This is a genomic window from Mycolicibacterium septicum DSM 44393 (genome assembly GCF_000455325.1).
GTDB classification, from domain to species: domain Bacteria; phylum Actinomycetota; class Actinomycetes; order Mycobacteriales; family Mycobacteriaceae; genus Mycobacterium; species Mycobacterium septicum.
Window position 1 is genome coordinate 1,249,340 of record NZ_HG322951.1, and the last position, 11,168, is coordinate 1,260,507.

10 protein-coding genes are annotated in these 11,168 nt (G+C 68.4%); 5 read left to right on the forward strand and 5 right to left on the reverse strand.

The window, feature by feature from the left end; all coding sequences use genetic code 11:
• Positions 1-991 (reverse strand): Hsp70 family protein (locus TX88_RS05705; protein WP_044515299.1); only part of this gene is annotated, 991 nt, incomplete at its 3' end.
• 197 nt (positions 992-1,188) lie between these two features.
• Here TX88_RS05705 and TX88_RS05710 point away from each other — a divergent pair.
• From TX88_RS05710 to TX88_RS05730, 5 genes are all read left to right on the forward strand, one after another.
• Positions 1,189-1,737 carry an Rv0340 family IniB-related protein gene (locus TX88_RS05710; RefSeq protein ID WP_044515301.1) on the forward strand — a complete coding sequence of 183 codons (549 nt, stop codon included), beginning with the start codon at positions 1,189-1,191 and terminating at the stop codon, positions 1,735-1,737.
• Positions 1,738-2,019: 282 nt separating this feature from the next.
• Positions 2,020-3,117 carry an IniB N-terminal domain-containing protein gene (locus TX88_RS05715; RefSeq protein WP_044515303.1) on the forward strand — a complete coding sequence of 366 codons (1,098 nt, stop codon included), beginning with the start codon at positions 2,020-2,022 and terminating at the stop codon, positions 3,115-3,117.
• A gap of 95 nt (positions 3,118-3,212) precedes the next feature.
• Positions 3,213-5,066: an isoniazid-induced dynamin-like GTPase IniA gene (gene iniA / locus TX88_RS05720; RefSeq protein WP_044515305.1), complete on the forward strand. Its 1,854-nt coding sequence runs from the start codon at positions 3,213-3,215 to the stop codon at positions 5,064-5,066.
• 68 nt (positions 5,067-5,134) lie between these two features.
• A complete protein-coding gene (locus TX88_RS05725) occupies positions 5,135-6,625 on the forward strand; it encodes a dynamin family protein (RefSeq protein WP_044515306.1) in 1,491 nt (496 codons plus the stop codon).
• Between the two features lie 54 nt (positions 6,626-6,679).
• Positions 6,680-8,536 carry an Hsp70 family protein gene (locus tag TX88_RS05730; RefSeq protein WP_409365849.1) on the forward strand — a complete coding sequence of 619 codons (1,857 nt, stop codon included), beginning with the start codon at positions 6,680-6,682 and terminating at the stop codon, positions 8,534-8,536.
• A gap of 70 nt (positions 8,537-8,606) precedes the next feature.
• Here TX88_RS05730 and TX88_RS34155 read toward each other — a convergent pair whose 3' ends face one another.
• The 4 genes from TX88_RS34155 to TX88_RS34165 form a co-directional block, all read right to left on the reverse strand.
• Positions 8,607-9,062 (reverse strand): hypothetical protein, encoded by a 456-nt coding sequence (locus tag TX88_RS34155; protein ID WP_044515310.1) that lies wholly within the window; start codon positions 9,060-9,062, stop codon positions 8,607-8,609.
• A gap of 19 nt (positions 9,063-9,081) precedes the next feature.
• Positions 9,082-9,558, reverse strand: coding sequence for a hypothetical protein (locus TX88_RS34160; RefSeq protein ID WP_162563091.1), 477 nt, complete (start codon positions 9,556-9,558; stop codon positions 9,082-9,084).
• A gap of 39 nt (positions 9,559-9,597) precedes the next feature.
• Positions 9,598-10,527, reverse strand: coding sequence for an LLM class F420-dependent oxidoreductase (locus TX88_RS05745; protein ID WP_044515313.1), 930 nt, complete (start codon positions 10,525-10,527; stop codon positions 9,598-9,600).
• A 22-nt stretch (positions 10,528-10,549) separates the two neighbouring features.
• The coding region (locus TX88_RS34165) for a hypothetical protein (RefSeq protein ID WP_209446955.1) at positions 10,550-11,168 on the reverse strand (619 nt) is incomplete at its 5' end.

The following is an 11,168-nucleotide window of genomic DNA, read 5'->3' on the forward strand; positions in this document are numbered from 1 at the left end:
GGGCGGCCCCGACGGCCACATCCAGTTGGGGTCGCTGGGTTGTCACCACCGGTGCACGCAACCGCTCCGACACCCGCTGGGTCACCAAGGGGATCGCCGCGCCGCCGCCCACGGTCGCCACCGCGTTCACGCTCGACAACGCAATGTTGTTGCGCTGCAACGTGTCTTCGACGACATCCAGCAGGCCCGCCAGCGGCGCGGACACCAGCTGGTCGAGTTCGGGGCGGGTCACCCTGAACTCGGAGTTGAATCCGGGCAGTTCGGTGGGAATGGAAGTCGCCGTTTCGGCCGACAGCCGCTCCTTGGCCTGACGGCACTCCGCGCGCAGCCGCGCCAGCGAACCGACCGCTGCGGTGCCCGCCGGATCGGCGTCGCCGGCCGTCGCGATCCCGCTGAGTACATGGTTGAGCAACGCCTGGTCGATCTGGTCGCCGGAGAAATCGGGATAACGGACCGTCTGCCCGATGGTGGTGAAACCAGCGCCGGCGTCGGCCAGCGTGACACTCGTGCCGCTGCCGCCGAAATCGCACAGCACCACGACACCCTCGGTGGGGAGCCCGGGATCGGCGCGCAGGGCCGCGAGCGCGGTGAGGGAGTCGGGCACCAGCGCCGGCGGCACGCCGCCGGGTGACAGTGCCGGCTTGTGGCGTATCGCGCCGCGCAACGCGCCGACGGTGCTCGGACCCCAGTGCGCCGGCACGGCGATGGCGACCGGGGAGCCACCGCCCGCGGCGCGGGCCATCACGTCCAGGGCCTCGGCCAGCACCAGTTCCCCGCGGTGCTGGGACCCGTCGGCGGCGACCAGGGGCACCGGGTCGCCGACCCGCTCGACGAATCCGGCCAGCGGCAATCCGCTGCCGGTGTATTCGCCCACGTCCGGAGCACGGTCGTTGTGCAAGGTGAAGATCGATCGGCGGATCACCGGTTGGCGGCCTTCGCGGGCTGCCACCAGGTTGGTCATCCCGATCGACAACCCCAGTGAGTCGGTCATCAGGCGTCACTCCCGTTGTCTCGGCCGAACCTCACCCTAACTGCTGGGACCCCCTGCGCCCGTGATTGAACCCCTAGTGGCGTCAATCCCCTAATGCCCACCCCCCTAACGGCGGCCGGGCAGGGGTGGGTTCGGCACCGATCCCAGCGCCCTCACAGCTGGCTAGCATTCAAATCGAACTGTTGAGGAGGTGGAGCATGGCGAACACATTGCTGGACTTTGTGATGTCGCTGGTACGCGACCCCGATGCCGCTGCCCACTATGCCGCGGACCCGGCACAGGCCATTGCCGATGCTCATCTGACCGACGTGACCAGCGCGGACGTCAACAACCTGATTCCCGTCGTATCGGAGTCGCTGTCCATGACCGGCCCCAACGCCGGGTTCGGCGACGTCGGCGCCACCGATCCGGGTGGCAACGTCTGGGCCAGCGGCGCGGCGACGGCGGCGTTCGACGCCTTCGACGATCACGTGCCGGTCGATGCCCCCAACGATGCCTGGGACTCGACGGCCGGCCAGGTCATCGATCAGTCCGGCGCTCTGGACCACCTGGTGTCCTCGGCTTCGGCCATCGACGACGGCGGCTTCGTGAATCAGCCGCTCGACGACGTATCGCTGCAGCTAAACGAACCGGTTATCGAGGATGCGCCGATCGTCGACCCGACGCCGGCCCCCGATTGGGACCACCCGATCGTCGACGACCAACACCACACCGACAGCGGCGGCGGATTCGACATCTTCGACTGATCTGCCCCAGCGTTCCGATAAGCGCACGACCCAAGTGGTCGTGCGCTTATTGCGTTTACCTGCGGAAACGTCATTAGATCAGGGGCTGCCCAGCCCTGCCCCTATATATCCCCTAAGCCCCTATTGGGGCCACCCCCTGCACCCCGAGTAGGGGCGATACGGGGAGGGGAATCGACCCCGTTTCCGGGGCCGCGGCGCGCCCATAACGTTGTCTCCAGATCGCCGGAGAGCCCGGCGGGGGACTCACCAGAGACTCCCAGAAACATCCGAAAGGTTGGAGAAATGACCACTCTGATCGACTTCATCCTGGACCTGTTCCGCAGCCCCGCCTCGGCAGCTTCGTTCATCGCCGATCCGGACGGCAGCCTGCGTGACGCCGGCCTGCCCAACGTGACCGCGGCCCAGCTGCACGCCGTCGCTGCCACCGCGGCCCCGGCCGGCGTCCTGCTCGGCGGCGGCAACCCGGTGCTCGGCCTGCAGCGCGCGGTCGCCGATCACCACAGCATCCCCGCGCAGTTCGGCAACCAGGTCGCCTCGCCGTTCTCCCCGCAGACGCAGGTGGCCAGCAACAACGACACCGAGTGGGCCAGCCACAACAACGTGCCGGTCATGAGCCCCAACCAGGACGCCGGCGCCAATGCCCAGCAGGGTGCGTTCAACCTCGGCTTCGGTGACATCACCCTCGGCGACAAGAGCACCAACACCGCCACCAACGGCGGCGTGGTGGTCGACGGCGAGAACAAGGGCGACATCGTCAGCGGTGACGGCGCGGTGCTCGGCGACGGCAACACCACCAACAATGGTGACGTCTGGGCCGGTTCCGGTTCGCACGTCAACGTCGGTGAGGGCAATGCCATCGAGGACAGCTCGCAGCACGCCGGTGGTGACGTGGTGTCCGGCAACGACGGCCCGGTGATCAAGGACGTCGACATGAGCGGCGGCCACGGCGGCGGCGCGTCGGGCGGTGACAGCCTGATCGGTATCGGCAGCGGCGGTGCGTCCGGTGGCGACGGCGGCAATGCCGGCTCGATCATCCTCACCGATGCCTCGACCCACGCGGTCGGCGGCAACCAGACCACGGTCGACGGTGACTACGGCAGCCGCAACACGCAGGACAACTCGACGCACACCTCGGTGCAGACCGAATCGACGCACAGCGTCGAGGACAACTCGTCGAGCTACACCTCGAACATCGGGTCGGGCAACGACACCGCGTTCGCGTCGAACAACGACACCGCGTCGCACAACGACACGTCCTTCGGGTCGCACAACGACACCAGCTCGGCGCTGGGCTCGGGTAACAGCTACGACTCGCACTCGCAGTCCCACACCGACGTCGCGTCGCACAATGCGACCGACACCGGGTTCGACGCCTTCTGATCCGATCCGCACAGGGGCGGGGGCCATCCGTACGCGGGTGGTCCCCGTCCCATTGGCGCGCCTACCGTTGAGCCCGGCACGCAGGAGGGACTTCCATGACGCAACCCAGTGACCCGCGTCCGGCCGCGGCCGGCGACCCGCGCAAGGTCAAGGTGATCGTCGAACTCATCGACCACACCAGCACGATCGCCGCGATCTACGACCGCGGCGATCTGGTGGAGCGCCTGAGGTTGGCGAAGGTTCGCATCAATGATCCGCAGATCCGGGTGGTCATCGCCGGCCAGCTCAAGCAGGGCAAGAGCCAGCTGCTGAACTCGCTGCTCAACATCCCGGTGGCCCGCGTCGGCGATGACGAATCCACTGTGCTGGCCACCGTCGTGGCCTACGGGGAGCAGGCGTCGGCCCGCCTGGTGGTGGCCCGGCCCGACGGGGCCGAACCCGAACTGATCGACATCCCGCCGTCGGAGGTGACCAACGACCTGCGCCGCGCTCCGCAGGCCGGCGGCCGTGAGGTGTTGCGGGTCGAGGTGACCGCCCCCAGCCCCCTGCTCAAGGGTGGGCTGGCCTTCGTCGACACCCCCGGTGTCGGCGGGCTGGGGCAGCCGCACCTTTCGGCGACCCTGGGCCTGCTGCCCGACGCCGACGCGCTGCTGATGGTCAGCGACACCAGCCAAGAATTCACCGAACCGGAAATGACCTTCATCCGGCAGGCGATCGAAATCTGCCCGGTGGCAACGATCGTCGCGACCAAGACCGACCTGTACCCGCACTGGCGCGAGATCGTCGGCGCCAACACCGGCCACCTGCAGCGGGCCGGCGTGAACGTGCCGATCACCCCGGTGTCCAGTGTGCTGCGCAGCCATGCGATCCAGCTCAACGACAAGGAACTCAACGAGGAATCGAACTTCCCGGCCATCGTGAAGTTCCTGTCCGACCGGGTGTTGAACCGCGAGAGCGATCGGATCCGCGACGAGGTGGTGGCCGAAATCCATTCGGCCGCAGAACATCTGCTGTTGTCCGTCAACTCCGAGCTGTCCGCCTTCACCGATCCGGATGAACGCGAGCGGCTCACCGCCGAGCTGGAACGGCGTAAGCAGGAAGCCCAGGATGCGCTGCAGCAGACCGCACTGTGGCAGCAGGTGCTCAACGACGGCATCGCCGACCTGACCGCCGATGTCGATCACGATCTGCGCCACCGGTTCCGCAACATCACCCAGCACGCCGAGAAGGTGATCGACAACGGCGACCCCACGCTGCACTGGGCCGAGATCGGCTCGGAGCTGGAGGAGGCGGTGGCCACCGCCGTCGGCGACAACTTCGTCTGGGCGTATCAGCGGGCAGAGGCACTGGCGGCCGAGGTGGCCCGCACCTTCACCGAGGCAGGCCTGGAGGCGGTGCAGCTGCCTCAGATCGACGCCAGGGACATGGGCGCCGGATTCGGTGAGATGAAATCGCTGGCCCGGCTGGAAGCCAAACCGATCAAGGCCGGACACAAGGTCATCACCGGAATGCGCGGCTCCTATGGCGGTGTGCTGATGTTCGGCATGCTCACCTCGTTCGCCGGGCTGGGCATGTTCAACCCGCTGTCGCTGGGCGCCGGTCTGGTGCTGGGCCGCAAGGCCTACAAGGAGGACATGGAGAACCGCATGCTCCGGGTCCGCGGTGAGGCCAAGAACAACATGCGCAAGTTCATCGACGACGTGGCCTTCGTGGTCGGCAAGGAGTCGAGGGACCGCCTCAAGGGCATCCAGCGGCAACTGCGCGACCACTACCGCGGGATCGCCAACCAGACCACCCGCTCGCTCAACGAGTCGCTGCAGGCCACCCTCGCGGCGGCGAAGGTCGAGGAGAACGAGCGCAACACCCGGGTCAGGGAGCTGGAGCGTCAGCAGAACATCCTGACCCAGGTGGTCGACCACGCCACGGGGCTGGCAGGCGCGGGCAACTAAGCTCCAAGGGCTGGTTTTCGATTGAACCCCGGTTCGACGTCCGGGTTGGAAGAGGTGGACTCCGCAGCGTGAGCACGGCCGATCAGGTGCGCTCGATTCTGGGCGGCACCATCAAGGCGTACCGGGGCGACCCGGCTTACCGCGACCGGCCCGACGTGCACAACGAGCTCGACCGCATCGGGCGCCGGCTCAACCAGCCGATCCGCATCGCGCTGGCCGGCACGCTCAAGGCAGGCAAGTCGACGCTCGTCAATGCGCTGGTCGGGGAGGACATCGCACCCACCGACGCCACCGAGGCGACCCGCATCGTCACCTGGTTCCGGCACGGGCCCACCCCCAAGGTGACCGCCAACCACCGCGGTGGCCGTCGTTCCAACGTGCCGATCGCCCGGGATCCGCATGACCGCGGCCTGACGTTCAGCTTCTCCGGGCTCAACCCCGAGGATGTGGTGGACCTCGACGTGGAGTGGCCGGCCGCCGAGCTCGTCGACACCACGATCATCGACACCCCGGGCACCTCGTCACTGTCGCGCGACGTCTCCCTGCGCACCCACCGGCTCCTGGTCCCCGAGGACGGTGTGCCCCGCGTCGACGCGGTGGTGTTCCTGTTGCGCACCCTCAACGCCGCAGACATCGCCCTGCTCAAACAGATCGGCGAGCTGGTCGGCGGATCCTCGGGCGCGCTCGGCGTCATCGGGGTGGCCTCGCGGGCCGACGAGATCGGTGCCGGTCGCATCGACGCGATGATGTCGGCCAAGGACGTGGCCAAGCGGTTCACCGAGGAGATGGACAAGACCGGGATCTGCCAGGCCGTCGTCCCGGTGTCCGGCCTGCTCGCGCTGACCGCCCGGACACTGCGGCAGAGCGAATTCGTCGCGCTGCAGAAGCTCGCCGGTGTCGAGCCGGCCGCGCTGACGAAAGCGATGCTTTCGGTGGACCGGTTCGTGCGGGAGGACAGTGCACTGCCGGTGGACGCATCCACCCGCGCGGCGCTGCTGGATCGGTTCGGCATGTTCGGCATCCGGATCTCGATCGCGGTGATGCACGCCGGGGTGTCCGACTCCGTCGCCCTGGCCGACGAACTGCTGGAACGCAGCGGTCTGATCGCCCTGCGCGACGTGATCGACCAGCAGTTCGCGCAACGCTCGGAGCTGCTCAAGGCGCATACGGCGCTGTTGTCGTTGCGACAGTTTGTGCAGGCGAATCCCATTTATGCGACGCCGTACATCCTGGCCGACATCGACCCGCTGCTGGCCGACACGCACGCCTTCGAGGAACTGCGGTTGCTCAGCCTGCTGCGCTCGCGCCCCACGACGCTGAACGAGGACGAGATGGCCTCGCTGCGCCGGATCATCGGCGGCTCGGGCACCGACGCGGCCAGCCGGCTCGGACTGCAGCCCGACGCCCCCTTCGACGGGCCCCGTTCGGCCTTCGCCGCAGCGCAGCGCTGGCGGCGCCGGGCCGATCATCCGCTCAACGATCCGTTCACCACGCGGGCCTGCCGGGCCGCGGTGCGCAGTGCCGAGGCGCTCGTCGCCGAGTACTCGTCACGCCACTAACGAATTCGGCCTCTCCGTCGACATACAGGTATGCGTGATTGCCTGGGGTTGTCCGTGGGGGCGACCAATCTGGTGGCGATCGCCGATCATGCGCCGCTGGTGCGGCGGGCGGTGCTCACCGTGTCCGCGCATCGCGGGGCCGTGGTCGGCGCGCCGACGTCGGTCGATGGCGGGTTGGTGTTCACCGATTTCGTGGGACGGGTGGGTGACCCGGTGCCGCTGGTCGCCGCCGACGGTTCGACGCACCACGCCGAACGGCTACTGGCCGGCGCGGTCGAGGCGCTGACGCGGGAGACCAGCCCGGCGCATCGGCCCGACGTGTCGGTGCTGGCAGTGCCCGCGCATTGGGGTGGTGGTGCCGTTGAGTCTGTGCGGCGGGCGATGCCCGGGGTCCGGATCGTTCCCGATTCGGTCGCGGCGCTGACGGCCATCCAGGCACATCCCGGTCTGCCCGCGCGCGGCGTCGTCGCCCTGTGCGATTTCGGAGGTTCCGGCACCAGCCTGACCCTGGCCGACGCTGCGGCGGGGTTCGCGACCATCGGGCAGACGGTGCGCTACCAGGACTTCTCCGGCGACCTGATCGACCAGGAAGTGCTGCGCCACGTCCTGAGCAATCTGGATGCCGAACCGGCCGGGACCGCAGCCGTGACCGCGCTGGCCCGGCTGCGCGAACAGTGCCGCACCGCCAAGGAAGAGCTCAGCGATCAGAGCGCCACCAGCCTGACCGGGCCGGGGAGCGCGATCAGGCTGACCCGCGCCGAACTGGATGCGGTTGTCGAAGAGCCGCTCGGCGGTGTGATCGACGCCCTGCTGGATCTGCTGCGCCGCAACGGTATTCACCCGGCGCAGCTGGCCGCCCTGGTGACGGTCGGTGGTGGAGCGCGGATACCCCTTGTCACCCAACGTCTTTCCGAGGCGTTCCGGATGCCGGTCACCACCGTGCCGCAGGCCCAGGTGATCGCGGCGGTCGGTGCGGCGCTTCTGGGCCGTCGCGGTGCCGATGAGACGTCGACGCAGGTGGCGTATGCGCCGTCTGCTTCGTTGGCGGCCGTGGCGGCTGTTGCGGGGACCGGCACGGTCGCGGCCTCCGCTCTGGCCTGGTCGGTGTCTGACTCGGCGGCCGAGGTCGCGGAGTTCGTCCCCGAGTCCGTGACCGAGGATTCGGCCCGGCCGGAATTCGTGTTCGCCGAGCCGCCCCTGTCGCCCGCTCCCGCGGGCGTTCCCTGGTACCGGCGCGGGGGAGTGGTGGCCTACGCGGGGGTGTTCCTGGCTGTTGTCGGCACGGTCGGCATGGTGCTGTCGGCGCGGGCCGACCGCCTCGATGCCGCCGCGACCGGATCCAGCCTTCTGGCGCCGCAGAATGTTCCGGCCGAGTCCCCATTGGCGCAGCAGGCACCCGCGCCACCGACCAGGACCGTGGTGGTGCGTGACCCGTCCTGGCCAGGGCCTGGGGCCGCGCAAGCCGCGCCCCGGCAAGCGTCTGCGCCGTGGTTGGTGCAGAGCCGGCAGAGCGCACCGCTTGCCCCGGCCCCGCAGCGGGTGGCTCCGGCGCCGCAGGCGCCTCGTCCCGCTGCACCTGTGCCGGCGCCTCCGCCCGTGGCGATCCCGCCGATTCCGGTGCCGCCGTTGGTATTTCCTCCGGTGACGCTTCCGCAGTTGCCGATCCCGACGTTCAAGCCGCCGGTGCCGTCGCCTTCGCCTTCGCCGAGTCCGTCGCCGACTCCTACGCCCACGCCGGAACCCAGCCCGTCGCCGAGCCCTTCACCTTCGCCGGAGCCGACGCATACGCCGGAACCGACCCAGGCGCCTGAGCCCACACATGCGCCAGAGCCGACAGCACCACCCGAGCCGACTCGTGCACCCGAGCCGACGCAGGCCCCTACACCCACCTCAGTGGCGCCCACACCCTGACTCGTTCGCGTTCGTAACGCAGTGGCGGCCAAACTCCACTTTTTTCGCCACAGCGTTACGAACGTGACTCTTAAGGGTTGCCCGCAGGCGGCTGCGTTGTCGTCGTCACCGGTGCGGTTGTGGTGGTCGTCGTCGGCGCAGTCGTCGTAGTCGTGGTGGTCGTTGTGGTGGGTTCAGTGGTGGTGGTCGTGGTTTCCTCGACCGTGGTCGTGGTCGGGGCCACGGTCTCGGTGACGGTGTGAGTCGGGGCCGGAACCACCGGGGCCGTCGTGGCGACCGATGTGGTCGTGGTCGGTGTCGTCGTCGTGGTGGTCGTTGTCGACGGGGAGTCCGACGAGAACAGCTGCACCAGGGCGTAGATGACCAGCGCCGCGATGACTGCGCCCACCGCGCCCATGCCGATCAGTGCGGCGGGCTTGCGGTACCAGGGAATGGGCTCAGGAGCGGGTGGCGCGGGCGGCTCGGAGTACTCGCCGTAGCTGGGGGCGTACTGAGTGGGCTCTTCGTCGTCGTAATAGTTCGACACGCGCCGATGGTAGGCGGGTTCAGCCGCCCGGCGGCGGATACAGCGTGCGTGTCACGTTGGTGCGGGGCCGGTGGTGCGTCGTGGTGGGGTACTCGCCGTAGTCGGCGCTGCCCGACTGCGTCGTCGTCGTGGTGGTTGTCGTCGTCGACGTGGGCGAGGTCTCCGAGGTGGTCGATGTCCCGGAGGTTTCCGAGGGCGACGTCGTCGTGGTGTCCGACTCTCCCGGTAGGCCGAACTCGGTGGTCACCGGAAGCTGGCTGGTGGTGGTCCGGGTAGTGGTGGACTTCGAGGTCTTCACCGTCGTCGACGCGTAGCTGGGCGGGACGAAATCGATCGGCGCATCCTCGGGCCCACCCGAGCTGGTCAGCGCTATCGCCGCCCACAACACCAGGCCGATCACAGCGAGGGCGGCCGCGCTGGCCCCCGCAACCGCCGGCGTCGAATGATGCCAGGGCGCCTCGGGAGGCTGCCCCTGATCGTCGTCGTCAGCGGTCACGGGCACCGATACTATGCCCGGTCCTGGAGAGGGTCTCGGTCAGCTCAGCTGACGGAGGACATCAGAGGCGAAGAGCTCGAGATGATCCAGATCGGACTGGTCGAGCATTTGCAGGTAAACCCGCTGCACTCCGGCCTCCAGGAACGGGGCCAGCTTGTCGACGATCTCGGCCGGCGTCCCGACGAGCGGGGAATTGCTGCGCAGCTCGTCCACCTCGCGGTTGATGGCTGCGGCCCGCTTGGCGATCTGCGCCTCGTCACGGCCGGCGCAGACGACGAACGCCGCCGAGTAGGTCAGGGAATCCGCGGCTCGTCCCTTCGCGGCCACCGCGTCGGCCACCCGCGCGAACTGCGTTTTGAGGGTGTCCAGCGGCACGAACGGGACGTTGAATTCCGCGGCGAACTCGGCGGCCAGCGCCGGTGTGCGCTTGGCGCCCATGCCGCCGATGACGATCGGGAGGTTGGACTGGGTGGGCTTGGGGAGCGCCGGGGAGTCGACGACGGCGTAGTGCTTACCCGAGAAGTCGAACGTCTCGCCGATAGGCGTGCCCCACAGGCCGGTGAGGATCCGCAGCTGCTCTTCGAGCCGGTCGAAGCGCTCACCCAGCGGCGGGAACGGGATGGCATAGGCCTGGTGCTCGGCCTCGAACCAGCCGGCGCCGAGACCCAATTCGACACGGCCGCCGCTCATCTCGTCGACCTGCGCCACTGAGATCGCCAACGGTCCGGGGTGGCGGAAGGTGGCTGAGGTGACCATGGTGCCCAGCCGGATCGTCGAGGTTTCGCGTGCGATGCCGGCCAGAGTCACCCAGGAGTCGGTCGGCCCGGGCAGACCGTCACCGCTCATCGCCAGGTAGTGATCGGATCTGAAGAACGCCGAGTAACCCAGGGCCTCGGCAGCGCGGGCGACCGCGAGCTGATCGGAGTAGGTAGCGCCTTGCTGGGGTTCGACGAACACACGGAAGTCCACGGAAGCCAGCCTATCGGCGACCTCAAGTGGACGGCGGCTGACCGAGTTCGTCGAACCTGGCCAGGGCGGCGTCGAGGTCGGCCTCTTCGAACATCTCGCAGCGATCCACCACGCCGTTGACCGTGAAAACCACGATCTGTCGCCACTCGGCATCAAAGCCCTCGTCCGAGCTCCCGTGTGCCGTTTGGGTGATGACCGCGCCACGCTTGTTGAGACGGTGGACGGTCTCGATGTGCGTCTTCAGGTCGGGCGACACGTCCCAGGCGGCATGGATGTACGGGAACAGGTCGCCGGACATGAAAGCGACCCCGTGCCGGTGGTCGACGTCCTCAAAGTCCGGAGTCACTTGGGGCGCCTCGCGTCGGTTGAGTGCGGCATAGCCCTCTGTGATGGCCGACCAGACCTCTAGGTACTCAGCAGCCTCGCCGGCGAGGTAGCGAGCGTCGAGTTCTGCGAAGGCATTGTCTATGTCTTCGAGATCGAAGCTGACGGTGTCATGGATGAGGCCGCTGGGCCCGACTTCGATCACATTCAACGGTTCGACCGTGACCGGTTCTTCGGTCTCATTGGTGTCGCGGCTACGGTCATGAGTCAGCAGGAGGCGAGATCCCCTCGTTGCGATCGGCTCAGTATCCAGCCGC